We start from the raw sequence: 22,017 nt of genomic DNA, 5'->3' as shown, positions 1-22,017 counted from the left end.
GAGGCGGTCCACACCGAGCACCGCGCGAACCTCGTCTTCCGGCTGACCGCGGAGATCAGCGGCGAGAACGCGGTGTATCGGGGCAGACCGCGGAGCAGCACCCGGTTCGTCGTGGTGGACCAGGGGCTGTCGCTCCTGCGGCCGGAGCCGGCGCCGCCGGCCGACCCACCGCCGGGGGTGCCCGCCACGATCTCGCCGGGCCGGCTGCCGGGCGTGGCCGTGACCGAACGCCTCCTCGCCGCACCCGACCAGCACACCGCCGAAGGGCTGGGCCCGGTCCAGGCGGCCGCGCAGCAACTGCTGCGCCGGCGGGCGCCCGAGCTGCTCACGTCGCAGTGGGTGCTCGCCTCCGACGGCGCCGGCGGCGTCCACAACGAACTGTCCGACAGCCGGCTGCCGGCCGACCTGAACGCGCTCCTGCAGCTCGGCTCCCTCGAGTCGATGTCCGAGCAGCTCCTGGGGCCGGGCATCGTGCTGCACCCGTCGGCCGACGCGGCCAACCGCAGCGAGCGCGTCCAGCTCGTGGTCCGGGCCACCCGTCAGTCCGGCTACCGGTACGTCGACGACGTCCCGGACATGTCGGTCGGCCGGCTGCGCACCGCCATCCGCAACCGGATGCGCGCGTCCGGCCGGGGCCGCGAGGCCGGCAACCAGGCCGGCCTCGGCGTCAACGCACCCCAGCCCGGCGGCCCGGCCGCGTTCGCATCGGGCGGCGCCACCGCCACCCACCTCGGACTGTCCCATGTGCAGCACAGTGCGGTCGAGGAGTCCGCCGGCCGGCAGGACCTCGTCGAGCTCACGGGGTTCGGGCACCGGTACGCCGGCACGACCAGGATCACCGTCGAGGTGGTCCGGACGACCAAACCGTCCACGCTGCTCAACACGCTGACGCTCGGGTTGCTGGGCACGCTGCTGTGGCGCCCGTACCGCCACCAACCGCCTGGCGGCGGCATCCCCGAGCCCGGCACCGGTCCGGGACTGGGCGAGGCCGACCTGACCGAGGTCGTGATGATCCCGTCCGCGGCACTCCCGGGCGTCCAGGAGGCCGCCGCGGCGGTCGCCGGCGCGGCTGCGGAGTTCTCCTCGTCGCCGTTCCCGATCGGCCAGGTCGACGCGGCCCTGACCGACGCCGACCGGCCACCGCCGCCGCCCGACGGCAAGCCCTTCGAGGTGACCCCGCAGGACCTGGCCGACCGGAAGGTGCTGCTCGCCGCGGTCGACCCGCTGGCCGCGCGGGCACTGTTCGACAACGTCATGTCCGTGCTCTCCGGCGAGCAGCCGGCCAGCAACGGCAAACGGAGCCAGGCCGTCGCCAAGCTGTTCGGCTGGGGCGGCCGGCCGATCGACGCGCTGCGACGCGTGCTGTCCGGTCCGTCGCTGTCCGGCCACGCGCACCGCGCCGTCCGGTCCGAAGGCTACGACCCGCCGGCGCTGCTCTCCGGCGACGGCGCGTTCACCGACCTGCAGGGCGAGGTGGCGATCCGCTACTCGTTCTACGACGCGAAGGCCCGGGACTTCGTACCCTCCCGGATCAAGGCGCACAGCTTCGGCGAGCAGCGCTCGACCACCGAACAGTCCAGCGGGCACGCAGACGGGCTGGAGCTCAGTTCGGCCGCGGCGTTCGGCCTGCTCGGCGACCTCCTCGGAGACGGTCCGGCGGCCGACGGTCATCCGCTCACCACGTCGGTCCTGCGCACGAACGCCGCGCTCGGCGTCGAGCACCGCCGCACCACGCGCCACTCGGCGACCACGCGGTCCCGCGTCGGTCAGGTCACCGACCGCGAACTGCCGTACCTGCTGGTGGGCTCGGGCCTGGTCGTCCACCTCACCGTGGACGCGCACCGGGTCCGCGGTGAGCTCGATCTCGCCGCCCTCGGCGTGCTGGCGAAGCCGGTCGCGGGCGGCAAGATGGAGCTGGCCTTCCGGCTCGACGGGGCGGCCGAGCTGCTCGTGGATCCGCAGACGGCGTTGGCGAAGGCGGACAGCTTCGTCCGCGAGCGGCACGAGTCGCTCACCCCCCACGGCGTGCCGCTGCGGTCCGGGGCGTACCTGCCGGGCCCGGAGGGTTCCGTCGAGGCGTTCGCGGCAGCCGAGGCGCTCCCCGAGTTCTCGGGCGCGTACACGGTGGCCGGTCACTACGACCAGACCCTCGACGCGCTGCGACTGGGCGAGGACCTGCTCGACGTCCAGCGGGCGGCCGAACGCATCGTCGGGTCACCGACGTGGGCCGGGCAGGAGGTGGTCGTCCTGGTCGTGGGCGGCGCGGGGCAGGGGCGCCCGCCCGACCCGACCGACCCCACCGCAACCGGCAGCGCATACGCGGCCCGGCTGGCGGCCGAGCTGAGCCGGCTGGAGGGCCGGCCGATCCGGGTCGTCGCGACCGCGGACGATGCCGTGCAGTTCCCGGGCGACCCCCGCGCGCCGCGGATCGTCGCCGCCCGTACCGGCGGTGCCACCGCCCTGGATCGGCGCGAGCCGGGCCGGCTCCGGCTCGGCAACTGGATCGTGTTCCTGGGTGAGCACTCGTCGACTGTGCTCGGCTCCGACCTCGTCTCGGCGCTCACGGTGGAGCTGCCGGCGGCGGGCGTCGCGGCGCTGCCGATGCGGGCCGCCCCGGTCGGCGTCGCGCCGCCCACCGGCGAGTACCTCTGGGCAGGGGCCCGTCCGAGCGCGCGGGCGCGGCTGGATCCCGAGACCGGCGTGTACTACCTGCCGGGCAACCTCGTGGCCGAGGTCGTCGACAACGCCGTGCTGATCCGCCGGGCCGACGGGACCTCCGCCAGGGCGTCCACGGCGGACACGTCGCGCGCGCTGCGGTACGCGCGCAGTGTGGTGGACCAGGTCGCCTCCGCCGGCGAAGACCTGATCCGCGTGGTGACGACGCCCGACGTGACCGACGACCTGTTGCTGCAGGCGTTCGAGCCGCTGTCGGTGCTGCTCGGCGCCCGGCGCGGGCGGGTGTGGCTGCACCGGGCGGGCGCCGGCGACGGCGGCCAGTTGTCGCTCGCCCAGCACCTCGCGGAGCGCGAGCAGCTCGAACTGATCGCCCCGGTGGGCGAGTTCCGGGTGCTCGGCCGGTACGCCAGCGGCGTGCACCGGCGACACGTGTCCGGCCGGCCCGACGAGGCGTACCCCACTGCGCCGCCGGGGTTCGTGCTGACCACCGTGCGCTCCGGCATCGTGCTGGACGTGGACGGCGGCACGGCCGGCACAGTAGAACCGCCGCCGGTCCCGGCCCCCGCGGACGCGGTCAACGTCTACATCGGCGACCTCGACGGCGCGCAGGTCGACGTCGTCGCCGGCCTGTCGGCGCGGGCCCGGTCGCGCCTGCGGCTCTTCCCGCTCGCACCGTCGAGCGGTCCCGGGCCGGCGTCGCCGCTCGGCGTCACGGCGCTGCTCGACGCCTCGGACCGGGCCGGAGCGCAGGTGGTCACGCGCCGGTCGGCCGTGCCGGACCTGCGGACCGGGAACCATGCGTCGAATCCCCGGGTCGTCGGTCTCACGCTGGACGGCAAGCCGACGATCCTGGCCGCGGCCGACCTCGTCGCGGTCGCGCCGCCGACGTCGACCGGGCAGCCCAGCGCCGGACCGCCGCGGCGGCGCCCCCACGGTCAGGCACGCACCACGTCCCGCCCCCGCGAGGCGATGCCGCCACCGCTGCGGTTGCCCGGATCGCTGTCGCCGTTCACGGTCACACTGGTCCGGGGCGACGTGCGGCGGCAGAACGTCAACGCGGTCGTCGAGGCCGTGCCCTACCCGACCTGGGAGGCCCCGGGCGGCGCCGCGCTCTTCGCCGAGCGGGGACTCGACCACAGCGGCACCGGTCTCGTCGTCCAGGTACCCACGCCGGTCCGGCGCCGGCAGGACGCGCTCTACGACGCGTACGTGGGCGTGTTCGCCGCGATCGCACAGGGAGAGCCGGACATTCTCGCCGCGGCCGGCGCCCCGGTCACGTCGATCGCCATGCCGTTGCTCGCCCTGGAGGGCACGCAGTGGACCGCGGAGGACGCGGTTCGCATCGCCGGCAAGGCGTTGCGGGACGTGGTCACCACGGTCACCGAGGTGATGCTGGTCCTGCCGGAGGAGACCGGCGGGCGCGACCTCGACCAGATCGTCGGATGGCTCACCGACACCGAGCCCGAACGATTCGTCCCGTTCGGCATCCCGGAGCTCCTGCAGGGCGCGCCGGAGATCCGCCGGCAGCTGCTCGCCGTGCTGCCTGCCGAGCTCGTGCCGTCGGAGGTCGAGTTCGAGACCCGCCTGATGATCGGGTACTCCCGGCTGGCCAACGAACCGTCGCTGCCGCCGACGTCGCTCGTGCTGGATCTCGGCGAGGGTCCGAGCGCGGTCGAGGTGCGACTCTCGCTGGTGGTGAGCAACCCCCGACCGCACCGGGGCTCGGGCCGGCACGGGCAGCAGGTGATCAGCGGGACGCATGACGGGACCTGGCACCCGGCCTCACGCAACACGCAGTCCTCGATGGAGATCGGCCTCGGCGGGCCGATCCCGATCGCCCTGCCGTTCGCCGTGCTACCGGGCGTGTCCGTGGTGCCCAGCGTCGTGCTGAGCGCCAACAAGCCGGCGATGGGTCAGACGTCCGACTCGACCGCGTTCACGAGCCAGGTGACGGACAACCGCGGCCGCTCGGTCCTGGTCGACTGGGACGTGGTGTGGCGGACGGAGGTGATCCGCACCGGGAACGACGGTTCGATCCAGACGCTGCCCCTGCCCGCGACGCCGATCCCGAACGGGCTGTCGCTGTGGACGCCGCTCTACTACGCGGAGGCGTCGCCGCAGCACGACACGTCGACGCGGCCGAAGTACGACCTGCCCCACAACATCTCGGTCGAGCGTGCTTTCGGCAGTGAGGAGCTGTTCGCCGCGGCGGTCGATCTCGTCGGCGCCGAGCGTGCCAAGCTGGGCAGCCCGGTCCGGGCCATCCTGCGCGCCTTCACCGGCGCCGCGCAGGCCGCGGGGCTGGCACACGCCGTGCGACCGCACGGCTTCTGGACCCCGGTCATCGACGAGACCGGCACGGTCCTCGGCATCCTGCGCCAGCACACGACCATCACCGGGCTGCGGCCGCGGGGGACATCGAGCAACAAGGGCCTGCTCGAAGAGGTGTTCGTCGACTCGGCCCAGGCGTCGGCGTCGTCCTCGCGGACGAACAGCATCAAGGCCGGCCTCGTGTTCGGCGGCGGCCTGTTCGCGCCGGCTCTCGAGGCGCTGGCCGGGCTCGGGTTCGACATCGGCGTGGGCGCGCGGGTCGGCGGGCAACTGCAGCGCGACGACACGTTCTCCTACGCCGCCGGGGGCATCGGGCTGGGCGTGAAGGTCGGGCGGTGGGCCAACTTCTCGGCCGGTTACCAGGTCAGCTACACGAGCACGCTGGAGTTCCAGCCGTTCACGGGAGAGGGCTGGATCCGCCGCCACACCACGCCCATCCCGGGCGGCGCGCAGCTACGGGTGCGCGAGCTCGACGCGGTCCGGCTCGGCTATCCCGTCACGGCGTCCGCACGGTTGCGGGCAGAGCGCGTGAACTCCGAACGCGCGGCGATCTTCCTCGAGTACCACCAGCGGCAGTCGGCCCTGGCGGCACCGCCGACCGATGCCGTGGACGCGACCGCCCCGCCGAACGCGTCGGGGTCGTCGGTGCTCGACTGGGAGGACGTCGAGGCGCTGGACGCGCCGGCCCACGCGCCGCTGTGGTCCCGGCGCTACCCGCCGGTGCTGGTCACTTCCGGCAAGGGACTCGGTGGTTTCACCAACGTCGACGACATTTCCGGCGCTGACGAACTGCTCGAGATGGTACGGGCGGACCTCGAAACGCGGGGATTCCTCCCGCGCCGGCATCCGGACGGGCGGTTCGTCCGGCCGTCGACCGACGTGGATCGGCGCGACCAGGCCCGCCGCTTCGACAATCTCTTCAAGCTCCAGTCGACGTTGTCCAGGGTCGGGCTGATCGCCCAGTTCGAACCGGCCATGCAGCACGGTGTGCCGATCGTGCTGACCAGCCCGACGGGGGAGGAGATCGAGCTGGTGGTGCGCGTCGCGCTCGACCGCGACCGGTGGCGCTACCGGTGGGGCTCGACCGGGTTCAACCTGGTGTACCTGCCGATCTCCTCCGACTCGTCCGACCGCGGCCGCGAACTCGCCACCTCCCGGCAGGTGAGCCTGAGCCTGGGCCTCATCCTGAAGTTCCTCTTCCTCGGGCGGGCGCTCAACTTCACCCTTCCCGGCTGGACCGGCAAGTGGACCTGGTCCACGACCAACTCGGTGTCCGGTGGCACGACCACCAACAACGTGGGCCTCCTGGAGACGCACGACCCGGCCGACAACTTCGTCTTCGCGGTCACGTTGGCGGTCGACGTGTTCCCGCGCGGCGCCGACACCCCGACGGCGCAGTACGTGCTCGGCGATCGCGCGGTCTCGATCTGGTTCCCGACGCACACCACGACCGACCACCCGCAGTCACTTCCCCAGGGGGCGGCTGAGCCGGCGGTCGCCGGCGACCCGGACGTGTTCTCCCAGGTCGGCTTCGTGATGACCGACACCATCGACGTGCAGAGCCTGGACCTGGTCTTCCGCGAGATGCTGCCCGGCCGGCTGACCCGGCGCTCGACCGCGGCCTGGAACATGCTGCAGGCGTTCGTCCACCTCGAGAACGTCCGCTCGCACGCCGAGCAGATGCGTGAGTTCTACGAGCTCGACATCTTCGACGCGGGCATCTTCCTGGACGCGGTCGCGACCCTCGGGCTGAGGCTCGGCCTCGGCCGGCCCCGGTTCCGCGCGCGCAGCGGCCGCGAGTTCGTCGGCGGTGGCATCAGCTTCGGTATGAACCGGGCCGGCCGGCGCGCGGGCAAGGCGTTCACGAACGAGCAGGGCGTCGGCTTCGAGGCGTCCTTCGAGGGCGCGGCGGTCGAGGACAACGTCAAGCCCAGCGCCGCCATCTCGAAGGTCACGGGCACGAGGCAGGGATCGTCGACCGGGCGGACCACGGCCTCCGCGCTCGAGCGGATCTCGCTCTACTTCGACATCGGCTACTGGTTCAGCGCGGACGCGCACTTCTGGGCCAGGGCCCTGGCCGCCACCCGCATCTGGATCTACCAGGGACAGCGGCCGGTCACGGTGCAACAGATCTCGTCGGCCGACGGGTACTGGTTCTGGCTGCGGGAGCCCGATGCGCTGCGTCTCTACGCCTTCGACCACCTCGACATGCCCGACGACGTCGTCGACGACGCGCTCTGGCGGGAGATGATGCGCCCGCCCGATCGCCGTCAGCTCTCCGACGAGACGGTCGACCGGATCCTCCAGTTCCACGCCACGGCCCGCGATGGCCTGCGGCTCTCCCTGGCCACGGTCGCGGCGGCCGAGGACCGGCACCTCACCCCCGAGGCGGCACGGCTGCGGTCGGCCGAGGTCACCGCCGCCGTCGCCGCGGGCGATCTCACCACGGTGACGGCCCATGAGATCAACGCGACGCTGCGCGACCACCTCGCCGGCAACACGCCGATGAACGACGGCGAGCGCCTGCTGGACCCGGACACCGTCGCGACGCTGTTCGCCGGCCACGTGGCGGGTCTGGGCCTCGCCGCCCCCGAGGTCCGGCTCGCCGACGACGTCGTGCAGGCGCTCGTGCTGGCCTACGGCCGGCGTGAGTTCGATCTGCACGCGGCACAGCATCGGGCCGCGATCGCCGAGTACGAGGCCGGTCGGCTCACCCTGACGACGCCGGTGGCGGCGCGGCTGATGTCGCGGGGCCGGGATCTCGGCCTCGGTGACGGCGTGCCGATCGACGCGCAGACCGCGGCCGCGGTGCACTCGCAGGTAGTGAGCGGTTCCCTCCCGCCCGCCTTCGCCGCACCCGACGTCCTCGGCGCACTCGCGGGTGTGCTGGGCGGCGGTCCCGCCTGGACGATGCCGGCCGGCCTGGCCGACCTGCTCACCACGGCGTACCTGCAGGGCGCCGTCGACCTGCCCCAGGCCTTCGCGGACCTGTTGCTCCGGCGCCGACTTCCCCGGCCGACCCCGGCCGACCTGGCCAGGGCCGCGCCGGCCGATGTGGACGGTGGGCACCCGCGCGGGGCCACGCCCGTCGAGGAGATCACCGCTGAGCCGGCCGAGCTCCAGCTCGACGTGCGCGGCTTCGCCGAGGAGCAGGTCCGGCGGCACGGTCTGCTCTCGGTACTGCCCAGGAACCGTCCGACCCCCATGAGCGAGTGGCGGCTGCCCGACTACGTGCTGACGCACCGGGCCTTCGGGTTCGGCACGGTCGAGCGGTTCGAGCTGGAGACGCTGCTGATCGACGTGGTGAAGGCGGCGCTGTCGGACGTCGCCCCCGAGCTCGCCGGTGTACGACGGGTCGCGAAGCAGCTCAACCTCATCCGGTCCGTGGCCGACACGACGACGACCGCCGGCGTCCGCGCGCTGGTGGACAGCCTGGCCGCCGGTGGTCTCGAGTTCCGCTTCGTCAACACCCGGTACCTGGCCGGCGCGGAGATCATCAAGATCACCATCAAGCTGTCCGAGATCCTGGGGTTCACCCCGCTCGGCGCGCTCGACAGGGGCGGCATCGAGAACCAGGCGTACAACAACATCACGTACAGCAGCTCCGCGCTCCAAGCCTGGATCAATGCGAGGGGCGGGTCCGTGGGCGTCGGTGGCGGCCCCCAGCCCCGCGCGACCACCGGCGTGCTGGAAGCCGGATCGAACCGGGGCGGCCAGAACCTGACCCAGGTCGTCGACACGGTGACCAAGACGATGACGGTCCAGAACTGGAGCGGCAACGCGGAGTTCCGCATCGACCTGCGGATGTCCGTCCGGGTCGAGCGCATCCCGATGCGCCGGCGCCACGTCAACAATGCCTACGTCCGCGCGCTCGACTCCGTCACCACGCCGGTACGTGCCCCACGGCCGATGGTCGAGCAGCTCACGGTCGACGGGTTCCTCACCTGGCGCACGGCCCGGGAACTGGTCGTCCCGCCCGGCCTCACGCTCAACCTCTCCCGGAGAGGGACATTCCAGCTCCCGCAGATGTACTACGTCGAGGTCGTCCTCGGCCTGGAACAGCTGTCCACCGCCGCGCAACAGACCGCGGACCATGATCGGGTCGACGCCGCGGCGACGGACGGCGAGGTCGTCACGTGGTTCATCGGCGCGCACTCGATCCGCAACAACATCGACACCATCCTCTCCGAGGACGGATACGAGTTCTCCGGTCTGCTCGAGCCCGGCGTCTGGCAGGATGTGATCGGCGGCCTGCGGGTCCGCGGCGAACTGTCCGACCCGACGTTCGTGCGGTTCGTGCGCGGGATGCACCTCGGGCTCTACCGCAAGCAGCAACGCTCGACCGCCGCGGTCTCGTCCACGGAGGCCGGTCAGTACTTCAAGCCCGGGCTCGGCGAGCAGACCGGCATCTCCGATTCGCCGTTGACCGCCGGCTCGACCCAGTCGATGGGCTTCGGCAGCGGCATGGGGCACGGCCCGTCCTCGACGTTCCTGGACGCCCGGATGGAGTCACACATCAAGCAGGGCTTCCGGGCGCCCGAGCCGGGCAGCGACGAGGCGACCACCCCCCTCACGGTCCTGGTCGCCGCGGACCTCACGGTCGAACTCGGCAGCGTCGAGCGGCGCCAGAACTGGCTCATGCCCGGGACCTGGCAGCCGCAGCCCGGTGGACAGGCCATCACGATGCGCGTCCTGTTCCACATGTTCCCGGACGACGCCGAACGGATCCTCCTCGGCCCGGACGAACCCGGCCTGCCCCAGCTCGACGCCCCGTCCGACCAGCCGGCGATCGAGTCGGCCGCGCCGCCCGAGGCCACCGAACCGGCGCCGCCGATCCCCGCCGCCCCGGCGAACGGCCGGCACGGCAGCCCGACCGGATCACGACCATCCTCGTCGGGACGCCGCGATTCGGTGCGGTTCCGTCCGACCCCGCCGGACAGCGCGACGCCGTCGCGCGTACCGTCGCGCCGCGCCACCGCCGAGCCGCCGCCGGTGACCGCGGCGATCGAGGCGAGCCGGCAGCCCGGGCGCCTGCCCGACGAGTGGGAGCTCCGATCGCGCCCGGAGGCGCCCTCGTTCTTGGACGCCGGCGTGCCGGCCCCGCCGGACGCCGACGCGCCGCTGCGCCCCGAAGCCGTCGAGCTGTACTACGGCATCGGCGCCCACGAGCAGGCCGTGCTCGCCGAGGCCGCCGACCGGTTCGGCGTCGTGATCGAGGTCATGCCGGCGCCGACGACGGCACCCACCACCACCGGACCGGCGCCGCTGCCGCCCGGCGGTGCGTGGGCGGACCGGCACCGCCGCCCGCTGCCGCCCGCCCCGTCGAGCACGGCCGAGGAGTTCGTCCGGGCGCTGCGCGGGCTGGCCGCCGACCCGCACGCGATCGAGGTCGTCGACGGCGTTCGCTACGACGTCGAGCACACCGGCGAGGCGGTCCCGACGCCGCCCGAGCCGGCCCTGTTCGACCTACGCGACGCGGCCACCGGCCGGCGGCTCACCGGCACCCGGTACGCCGAGGTCATGGGTCACCTGGCGCAGGCCGGGATCACGTACGGCCCGGCGACCTACGTGCCCGCGGACGGCCTCGGCGCCGAGGCGCTGGAGGTGCTGGCCGCGACCCACCAGTCCGACCGGGTGCCGCTGATCCGGTTCGCGCCGGGCGCGAGCCGGCCGGTCGCCGCCTACCCGCCGTCGACCGGGGCCGCGCCGGTCGGGCTGCGCGCGCTGCGCAACCGGGCGGCCGCCGCGATGACGGGCCTGGTGGCGGACCTCCGGGCGCGGCTGGGCCTGCCGGTACACGTGCCGGACGGGCTGATCGGCGCGGCGTACCTGCACCTCAACCAGGCCACCGTGGACACCGAGGCGCTGGCCGGGCTGGACGACCTGACGGATGCGCTGCCCCGGGTCCCCGGACCGGCATACGCGGTCGTCCATGCCCCACCGGGCTCCGACCCGGTGCAGCAGGTCCGCGACTGGCTCGGCCGGCACGGTGCCGGCATCGTCGGCGTGACGAGCACACCGCCCGACCCCGACAGCCTGCCCGACGGCGCGGTGATCGTCGAGTTTCCGAACGGGCTCGCCCGCGACGTCTCGGCGTTCGTGTCGACCCGCGACGGGCGCGCGCTCGGCCCGGGTGACGCGGTGGGCATCCTGGCGGCCGCGGTGACCGTGCCCGACTCGGCGACGTCGGCCGGCCGCCTCGTCCCGGTGGTCGCGACGAGCGGGCCCCGGCGGACCGGCAGCCCCCCGGGCACCGGGAGCCGGGCCTCACGGTACCGGTCGACCAGCGGCCCCGTCGGCGCCGCACCGACGTCGACGACCGCTGGATCGGGACCGCTCGGAGCGCTCGAACCGGCCTCGGCACCGAGCGCCGACCAGACGGGACTGCCCACGCTCGACCCGGAGGTGGCCGCGCGGGTGGCCGGCTTCGAACGGCAGCGCGACGAACGGCTGCTGGCCCACCAGGAAGCGCGCGAGGCGGAGGTCACCCGCTACCGGCGCGTCCGGCGGCAGTTCGAGCAGCGAACCCGCGATGTGCGCGCCGACGGCGACTGCTTCTTCCGGACGATGTTCCTGGGCTTCGGCGCGCGGCTCCCGCTCGCCGGGATCACGAGCTTCGACCGGCCGACCGACGCGGACCTGCAGGCCGCGCGCGACAACGTCGCCGACGCGGTACAGGCGGCGTTCGACGCGTACAACCTCGACCCGCACAGTGCCGACGCGGACCTCGCGCGGTTCTTCACCGACGTCGTGAACGCCGCGACACCGCAGGCGCGGCGCGAGATCCAGGACCGGCACGTCGCCCGGATCAGGCAGCTGGGGCACTGGCAGTCCGGCACCGGCGACTACATCCCGGCCGTCGCCGCCCGGCTGTGGCGGTTGCCGGTGACCCTGCTCGGCGTGGACGCCCCCACCCACGTCGGTCCCGACGGCAGCGCACCGGTCGGGTACGTCTTCTACACCGGAACCCACTACCTGGCCGTCGCGCCGGCGGCGACCGAGCAGGTGCAGACGTACACCCAGTTGCTGCGCGCGGACGGTGCCGAACCTGCCACGCTCACCCAGCAACAGGTCGTGCAGCTCGTCGCCGACTTCGAGGCGACCCTGACCTGGCAGCGACAACGGTACGAGAACCTGGTCGGCGCCCTCGGCCCGGGCCGGGCACGCGCGTTCGACCGCCGGATGGACGAGCTGGTGCGCAGCCTGACCACGCGCTTGGAATCGGTGCGGGCCGCCCTCGACCCGGCCGACGCCCGGGATCCCGCGGCCGATCTGGATCTCGCGAGCGACCTGCACCGTGATGTCGAGTACCTGCTCGGCGAAATGACGCTGGCGAGCCTCGGGCGAGGCCACGCCGCACCCGTGCCGCGGCCGAGGAGGGGCGGCGTGGCCCGGATGAGCGGGCCGTCGCCGCAGGGCCTGGCGCGGCCGAGCGACGTGGGCACGCTGGCCAGCCGGCAGGAGCAGGAGCAGCAGCGCGCGGCCGACGCCCTGTGGGAGTGGGACGAGGGCGAAGGTCTGCGGTTGGTCGAGCCGGGCCTGGCGGTACCGCGGCTGCCCAGTTGGCTGACGCTCGGCAGGTCCAGCGGACTCGGGGCGGCCAGGTGCCTGCTCGACACCATGCATCAGCTGCTGCAGGGCCAACCCGGCTACTCGCTGCGCAGCACCGCCGACCTGGTCACCCACCTGCGACGGCGATTTCCCACCAACCGGGTGCTGCACGACCTCGACCGGAGCCGGCCCCAGGACGCGAACGACGACTTCTTCCTCGGCCTCGTCGGCCAGCACTTCGGTGTGCGGTTCGCGGTGGTGCGCAGCACGCCCGGCGTGGCCGGCGGCTACGGGCAGGACCCCGCCCTCGGCCAGGACCGCGGCCCGATCCTGCTCATCCACTACGACGAGACCCGGATCGGACGGCAGCAACGCGGCCACTACGCGCCACTCTTCCAGCAGTCTCAGCCGGTACCCGTGGCGGACGGCACTGCGGCCGAGGGCGGCCCGCGGTACGCCGTCTTCGTCCCCCAGGACGGGGTCCCGGCCCGGGACCAGGTGACCGCCTGGCTGGCCGGGCTCGGCACGAGCCTGCCGCCCGGCGACGGCGCCGTGCCGGTGTTGCCGGAGGTCCCGGCGAACGCGGTCATTGTCGAGTTCCCGCCCGGTGCGGCCGCCTCCGACCTCGTGGTCGACCAGGTCCTGCGGCACCCGGTCGGCACCGACGGCCACGCGGACGCGGCGCTGGTGTCGCTGCGGCACCGCGCCGGACCACCGCACCCCACCGTTCCCGGCCCCGAGGCCGCCCACTGGTCGGCCAACGACCTCGCGCTCATGACCGAGGTCTTCGCCGATGAGCACGGGGTCTACGCGGTCTGGCTGCGGACCGAGGCCGAGTCGCGCAGCCTGACCCAGCGGCTCGCGGTCACCCGGTACCGACCGGAGCCCGGCGTGGTGGCGGTGCACGCGCACGGCCGGGGCGGGCGGGTCGGCGTCGGGCCGGGGTTGGCGAGCGCCCAGGCGCTGCATCAGGTGCTTCAGGCGTACGGCGTGACCGGCCGGCTGCGCCTCCTGGTGTGCGAGGCGGCGCTGGGAAGCTTCCCGACGGACCTGCGCAGCCGCACGCTGGAGGAGGTCTCGGCGTCCCCGTCACTGGTCTGGGTCGACGCCCACAACGGCCAGGTGGTCAGTGCGCCGCTCAGTCTGGTCGGCCTTACGCCGCGGCTCGCCGAGCCCACGCCGTTCCTCGTCTACGCCGGGCGGCCCGGCGAGGAACCCGTCGCGGGCGGGTCGGTCTTCCCGGCGGGTGCGACGCCCGACGCCGCGGCCCGATGGCTGCCGCGCCTCTCCCCGGCCCCGGCCCACGCGACCGATGCCGGGGCCACCATCCATCGTGGACAGCCGGACCACCGGCGGTTCAACGTGGTGAACACCAAACCGCTGCAACACCGGTACGTGGTCGCGCCGGTACGGGCCGCGAGCTGGTCGGACGTGCTGCGCCACGGCGTGCTCTCCGCACCCGGATCGGCGTACGTGCGGGTCACCCGGGGCGTGCCGGCGGGCCTGAAGCCCGGCCAGTACGCCTGGCGGGTCACCGTTCCCGCCGGAGCGGCGCTGCTGGACCGGCGCGGCGACGCGCTGCTGCCGGTGACCGCCCTCGGCCGGGTGAAGGTCTCGGCGGCTGTCTGGCGCTGGCCCGGCTCCGGCGGGCAGCGCCCGGTCGACGGCGTCCTCGCGGACTTCGTCACCGGGCAGGCAACGAGCGCGCCGCCGCCCACGCCCCAGGTCGCGTCGTCGGCGGCGCTCATGTGGAGCAACGTCGTCAGCGGCGTCTCGTGGCTCGCCCGGGTGGCCCTCGGCCCGACACCCGGTCCCGCCAGCGTGCCGGGACCGGGCCGCGCGTCCGGCAACGGCCGGCGACGGACGGTCGGCTGGCGCACCCGGCTGTTCGGCATCGCGTCACTGGGCCTGGCGGCGCTCTCCGCCACCAGCGGCGCGCCGCTGCCGGTCGGGGCGCACCGGCGGGCGTTGGGCGCACGGGACACGGGCACGGGCGACACGCCGTCGTGGGACCGGCTGGTCATGTACTACGAGGCCCGCCGCAACGCCACCGACTCCTGGGTGCACCCCTGGCTCCGCAACGGCACCCACAGCTACGTGTCGCCGAGCGTCCTCCCGGCTCAGACGAAGGTCACCGACCTGCTCGTGGGGCCGCTGCGGTTCGAGGTGAACGAGACCGCGCTCCGCGCCGACCAGCCGCAGTTCCTCAGCCCCAGCCTCTGGTTGGGTGACAGCCCGGTTGACTCGTCCGAGCTCGACCAACTGTGGACGGATCTTGCCGCGCTCAGCGGGCGGCTCAACGTCCGCGCCATGCTGGGCGGGATGACGTCCGGTCCGCTCACCGCTCCGGGCGCGGCCTACTTGTACGCGCCGATCGACGAGCGGTTGGCGGAGGAGATCTTTCCCGCCCTGTACCAGCTCCTCGAAGGCTTCCTGCGGCAACGCGCCTTCGGCGGCCTCGACGTCTTCCGCAACGGCGCCGCGCGTCCGCCCGCCCTCCGGTACCGGCAGCTGATGCCCGCGCTTCGCGGTTCCTTCGGCCCGAACTTCACCATCAGCGTGACGCACCGGCCGCGCATCGAGCTGCCGGCGGTGACGGATGAGCTGGAGCAGGTCAGCGCGGACGTCGACTTCGTGCACGTCATCTGGGACGTGGGCCTTCTTCCGTTCAACGCCAGCATCACCGACCCGGAGAAGACGCTGATCACCGTCGGCTCCACCAGCATCGAGAGCGCCAGTCTCCGGCCGGTCACCACCCACTCGGCGGACCGCGACGTCGCGGAACTGCGTCGGAGCCTTCCCGCGCTGCGCGGCATCGCCGGCTGGCAGTTCATCGGTGCGTATCCCGACCCGTCGCAGTGGGCGAACGCGATCTGGAGCGCGATGCAACAGTCGCCGGAGCCCAGCAAGTCGGTGCCCCTCCAGATCTACGTACCGGTCGCGGTCGTGACCGCCGCCGGCATCGCGATGGCGTACGCGGTCGTGCGGTACGTCGGTCATCGTCGGGCGCGGATCGGTGCGCAGCAGCCGGCCAAGGACCCGGCGCCGGTCCCGGGCGCCTTCGAGGTGGAGGTGCTGGGGATCCTGTCGACCCGCGGGCCGATGGCCGCGCGGCGGGCACTGCAGGACATGATCGAGGCCCTGGCCGAACTTGCCGTCGGGACCGCGGTGACACGGCTCGACGACGGCGCCACCGTCGCCACGTGGTTCCGTCTGCCCACGCGGCCGAGCGTGACCGTCGCAGGTCGGCGTTCGCTCCAGGATGCTGCCCAGGGACAGCTCACGCGGGCCCGCCGGGCGCTGCACTGGCTGGGTGCGTTCGGCTCCGGCGTGCCCGACCCGGCGAGCCTGACGCCCGATCAGCTGTGGGCGATGACGTACGCGTTCTGGCAGGGGGTGGACGACTACGCCAAGGCACACGAGGCCGCGCTCCGGCAGGTCGAAGGGATGTCGCCCGCACTCTCCGAGCTCGACGACGACCGGATCGAGGAGATCGTCGACGACACGGTCCACTACCTGCGCAACTCGACGCTGCTCGTCAGCAACTTCCAGTTCGACGAGCCGATTCGGTTCCGGCTGGACGAGGTGCTGGTCCGCGACGGCAGCCAGGTGATCCGCGTCCGCGACGTCCTGCCGCCGGAGCACCCCCGGGAACCGGACGAGGTACGGCTCACGGGGTGGCAGCTCGCCGCGATGCTGCCGCGGGCCAGCTTCATCAACCGATGGCAGTTGGCGGGCGCCCCTGGCGAGAACTACCTTCAACGGCACCGGGGCAAGGCCGAGTGGCAGCTCGGCTACCCGTCGGCCCTCACCCCGAAGGGACAGGCCGGCGCGACGGGGCTGACGTACGTGCCGGAGCATCCGGACGTGCTGCCGGGCTACGCGGCGCTGATCTCACCGTTCCAGCAGCGCGGGTCCGACGCCCACTACGGCGATTACGTCGTGCACTGGAGGCCCAGGTCCAGGGCCTACGCCACCTACGCGCCGAAGTCCGGGATGGACAAGGGTCCGGTGCGGGCGGCCACCAACCTCTTCTGGCTGGTGGCGCAGGGACACACCGAACTGGTCGAGTTGGGCGTGGCCGCCGTGACCGGGCACCGGCACGGCATCGACCGCAGACAGGCCGCGGTCAAGGGCCAGGAGACCAACGGCAACGCCAACATGGTGATGGAGGTACAGCAGCACCACCAACGCTCCTGGCAGGACGTCGAGCGGCTCGTCATCAACTGGCACCAGGTCGCGACGCAGAACGCGCTCGACCTCACCGCGGCACGGCAGCGCCGCGCCCTTGTCGAGAAGTTCAAGCAGGACAACGGCTTCGACTTTCCGGTCGAGCTGCACCGGGTCGGCGACCGGCCGCTGCGCCGGTACGCGTACCCGCACGTGTGGGTGCGCGTCGACGGCAACGCCGCGACGCCGGTCACCGCGGGCGGGCTGCTGCGGGGTGAGCGGACGGTCCAAGGCAACGGCGTGTACGCCCAGCTCCAGCCACCGGATCCGGCACAGCCCGGGTACTGGCTGATGGTCTCCGTGCCGGTCGGGGCCGGCACGGAGGACCCGGACGGCACCCGCGTCTGGTTGCCGCACGAGCACTGGTCGAAGGTGGTGGTCGAGGGCGGCCAGGCGCCCGGCGAGGCGCTGGACACGTCGCTGGACGGCCAGCTCTCCGACTACGACGGCGGCCTGGTTCAGCTGTCCCGGCAGATGACTCCCCGGTCCGACGGCACCTACCAGGACGAGCAGCTGCGGCGCTGGGACGTCGTCGCGTCGCCGCACCGCGAGTTCGTCGTGGACGCCCTCGTCGTCGCCGGACTGTACGCGCTCACGGGAGTACCGGCGCTCCAGGCCCAGGCCGTCCGCGCGGGCGGTGTGGACCTCGACGGCGAGGGTCCGGCACCGGACCACCAGGTGGCGCTGGCCATCCAGGCCGAACCGGGCCACGCGGACCTGGACGTCGAGGAGCTGCAGAACGATCCCGCACTGCTGCGGTCGGTGTACGACGGCGTCGGCGTCGATCTGTTGCTGGACGCGGGCGTGGTGGTGGGGCCGGGTGCCTTCGTCACGTCGTCCAACGGCGCCGTCCGGGTCCCGCAGCCACGCGACACGCTGACCCTCGGACCACGGTTGCGCCGGCCGGCGGACTGGACGAAGGTCAGCACGAGCGACGGCCTGGCCAAGCTGCTCAACGGGATGCCCGCCGTGGCGTGGTGGCGGGAGGCGCAGCGCCTGCACCGGGCGTCCGACGCCGACATCACGGCGCTCGTACAAGGGCTGTCCGTGAACCCGGCGGAGGCCGAGGTCCGGGCACGGACGCTGATCGCCCGCAAGCGCTCCCTGCCGCTGCCGCCGCTGCCGGCCGCGGTGCTGCGCGCGGAGCGGGTCCTGCCCACCCTGTCCGCGCCGGCCGGGTACGCGCTGTCGGAGACCCCGCTGGGCTGGCACCTCACCGCGGACGGTGGCGCCGTGCCGGCCACGGTCGGCGCGACCGACGCCCGCCACCCGGCCCGGCTGCTGCTGACGGTCGATCCGGCCGTCGGTCTGGACACCGTGCGACAGCTGTACGCCACCCTGCCGGCCTGGCTGGCCCGGGCGATCACGCTCGAACTGCACCCGACGACCGGGACCGTGACCGTCGCCGAGGCCGAGCGCTGGGCCACCGCGCTGGCCGGGTGGACGGGCGAGCGGGGCGAGGCCATCTGGCCGGACCTGGGCCCCGGCGGGCCGGTGGTCTCGGTGCCCCGGACCGCCATGGCGACGTTGCCGGCCAGCTCCGAGGCGTTCGCGGTCGGTGCCGGGGGAAGCCTCGACACGCCCACCTTCCCCGAGCTGGCGGTCTGGTTCCACTTCCAGCGAGGCTTGTACGTCCCGCCCGAACAGCAGACCCCGCTGGGCCTGCCGCCCGCCCGCAACATCAGCGGCGTCGCTGGTGGCGAGTTCGAGATCGCCCCAGGCTGGGCGGCGACCCAGCTGCCGGACGGGTTGTGGCTGCACCCGACCACGGGCCCGGACCGTGCGCCGGGCCGGGCCGTCGCCGCGGACCTGCCTGCGCGCTCGCACTCGCCGCGAATCCTGGTGACGACCGGCGCGGCTACCGCCGGCGCGGAGCTACCAAGTTCCCTGCGCGACCACGTCGACCGGCTGCTGGACCCGCTGCCCGACCACCTGTCACCGTCCATAGTGGTCAATGGGACCAGGCTGACCGTTCCCGCCACCTCGGCGCCGCTGGTCCTGGTCGACCGGTCCCGCTTCACCACCCCCCTGAAGTTCGACCTGGCCAGCGCCGGACTGGCCGGCACGGCGTCGCCGCCGACGGTGGTCGAGGCCGAGAACCTGACGCCCCGCGATGTGGCGCTGGCGGTCGTCGCCGCGCCGGCCTTCACGCCCGGCCGGCCGGTGCTGCTGACGACGACGAACGCCGGCGTCGGCGGGGTCGACGCCCACGCGGCGCAGGTCGGGCGCGAGCTGGCCCGCCTCACCGGCGGGACGGAGACGGTCATCGGCGCGGTCGGCCGGGTGCGGCCGGGCGCCGGCGGGCACCCGCGCGTCGAACCCGCCGACGGGTCCGACACGCGGTTGTGGACCGCGTTCACCGTCGTCGGCCCGCAGGTCACCGACGTCACCGAGACCCGGCCGGCGCCCGACACGACCCCGGCCACCGCCGACTGGCTCGGCACCGAACTGACCCGCGCCCGGGTGCCCGAGCAGCCCGGCGGGCCGGACTCGCTCACCGGGGCCGAGCGGCAGGCGTCCGTCGGGCACGACCTGTTCGGGCTGCGGGGCCGCGACCGGGTGCCGGACCACCTGACGGGCGTGAACCTGGAGGCACTGCCACCGCAGAAGTCGGTCGCGTTCTTCGACGCGGTCGCGGTGAACCACGGCCGGCGGCGCCCCGGCCGGATCACGCCCGACGCGCTCTTGGCGGACGACGGTACCGTCACCGTGGCCACCCGCCGCAACCGGCGCTGGGCCGACAACCCGGTGGCCGGGTTCGCGTCCACCCAACTGCCCGACAGCCTGACGTACCCGCACCTCGTGCACAGCATCTGGCTCGGCGGTCCCCTGACCGGGCGCGGCAGGATGGGTGCCTTCCGGGCGTCGCTGGCCGCCTGGGCCCGGCGGGTCCGGGGCTGGGGCCGCGTCGCGCTGTGGACGGACGTGACGGCCGAAGAGATCGAGGCTGCCAGGTCGAGCGGGCCTCCCGCGAACGGGGTCGACCGCTGGGCCGAGATCAGGGACATGGTCACCTGGGCCGACCGGAGCGGCGTACTGCTGGTCAGCGTGCACGAGCTCCTGCCGCTGATGGCCGAGCCGTGGCTGCGGGAGCTGTTCTGGTTCGAGATGGACAAGAACGACGGGCCGGCCTTCGCCGCGGCGAGCGACATCCTCCGCAAGGCCATCATGTTCGTGTTCGGTGGCATCTACACCGACGGCGACAACGTCTTCCTGCGCCGGTTCGCCCACTACCTGCAGCAGGTGGGTAACTCCGAGCAGGGCTGGGCGGCCCAGAACCGCAGCGACAACGCCCAACCCATCGTCAACAACGGGGTGCTGGTGTTCCCGCCCCTTCACCCCGTCGCGCGCCTGGTCCTGCACCAGTTGCGCCGCCACTACGGCCTGCCGCAACGGGACCTCTACAAGTACGTCTGGGTCGACGTCGACGCCACCCCGAACAGGTACACCGACGCGCAGGCCGCCACGTTCGCGGCCAAGAACGCCGCCCATCGGTACGAGACCATCGTCCGCACCGGCCCGGCCGTGTTCCGGACGCTGGCGTCCGTCCTGGGCCTGCCGAGCGTGGCGCACCTGCCGATGTTGCGGATCACGTCGCTCAATGCGCAGAGCTGGATCGGCGATCCCGGGCACACCCGCGTCCGCCCGGCGCCGACCCGGCAGCAGACCCTCCTCGTCGTCAAGCAGATCGTGAACACGCTCTTCGGGCAGTTGCACAACCGCAAGGGCGACCTCTACCTGAACCTCGTCGATCCGGTCGTGCGCCGGCAGAAGAACCCGGCGGCGGTGTGGAACGCGGTGCTGCGGCACATCGCCGCCGATCCCGAGTTCGCCCGGCGCGTCACCACGGTGACCAGGCTCCGCCGCGAGCGTGACGGCGACGCGGTCACCAACCACGTCGTCAGCCTGCCGCCCGAGGCGGCCGCCCTGCTCAGCATCGGCGACAGCGGCGGTCGATGGTGGCTCGGCGAGCTCTCGCAGCCCGCGCGCATCAGGCCGCTCCCGGCAGCGACCGAACCGAGCCCGTCGCCGCCGCCGACCGCGCCGCCGTCCTCGTCCGCGCCGCCGTCGTCGTCTGCGCTGCCGTCGTCGTCTGCGCAGTCCGCCTCGGCCGGTCGGCCTGACGGGCCGGCGGACGAGGCCGGCCGGACCGCCGCGGCGCTCGTGGCCAACTTCGCCGCCGAGCGGGCCGGCCGGTTGCGGCGCCACGCCATGGCGCGGGAGGCGAACCTGCGGGCGTACCGGACGCTCCGGCAGCGGTACCGGGCCGACACCGTCGACGTTCCCGCCGACGGTGACTGCTTCTTCCGCACGATGCTCATCGGCTTCGGCTCGCGGCTGCCGCTGACCGGCATCAGCGACCTCGTAACCCCGTCGGCCGACGACATTCAAGGTGCCCGCGACGCGCTGGCCGACGCGCTCGAGCGGTCCTTCGACGCGTTCGACGTGGACCCCGGGCACGGGGATGCCGCGCTGGCGCACTTCTTCCCGGACGTCGTCGACGCGGCGACCCCCGAGCTGCGCCGGCAACGGCAGGCGGCCCACCTGGCGTTGATCCGGCGGCTGGGTGCGTGGAACAGCGAGACCGGCGACCGCGTGCCGATGCTGGCAGCGTGGTTGTGGGACCTGCCGCTGACGGTGCTGGGGCCGGATGCCCCGAACCACATCGGCCCCGCGCGGCCCCCGGTGGGCTACGTGTTCTACACCGGCACGCACTACATGGTGCTGCCGCTGCGGACGGGTGACCCGCCCCGGTCGGTGGCTCAGCTGCTGATGCCGGGCGAGGCACCCGCCGCGCAGCTGTCCCAGCCGGAGTTCGATGCGCTGGTCGCCGCCCATCAGGCCGTGTTCGATCGGCAGCTGGGCCGCTTCCAGGATCTGTCGGGGGGACTGAGCGCAGGCCTCGTCCCGGCCTTCACCACGCGCATGCGCGGCCTCGTCGACGACATGACCGACCGGCTCGGGCAGTCCGGGTTCGCGGCGCCCGACCTGGATCGCCTCAGCGACCTGCACCAACGGATCGAGTCACTGCTGGACGCGGTCGCGGCCGCCGCCGTCGGCGGCACCACCCAGACGGCGGTGACCCGCACCGGCGGGCCGGGTGAGGCCGTGCAGCTGTGGGTCGGCATGTCGCCGGACCCGGTGATCGCCGCCGCGGTGCAGCGCCGGCTCGCCGTCTCCGTGCCCGACGCGAGCCGCGTGGTCGTGGTGCACGGCCACGGGGTCGAC

Annotated in this window: 1 protein-coding gene (cut by both window edges); it reads left to right on the top strand. The window is 73.7% G+C overall.

The whole window is internal to a WXG100-like domain-containing protein gene (locus IEZ31_RS00600) on the top strand: the coding sequence, 52,401 nt in all, runs 13,164 nt past the left edge and 17,220 nt past the right edge, and what appears here is coding positions 13,165-35,181 — codons 4,389 (complete) to 11,727 (complete); the first complete codon in view begins at position 1. Both codon boundaries (start and stop) fall beyond the window edges.

The organism is Dactylosporangium sucinum, assembly GCF_014647515.1.
Classification (GTDB): Bacteria; Actinomycetota; Actinomycetes; order Mycobacteriales; family Micromonosporaceae; genus Dactylosporangium; species Dactylosporangium sucinum.
This window is presented reverse-complemented; position numbering and strand designations above follow the sequence as displayed.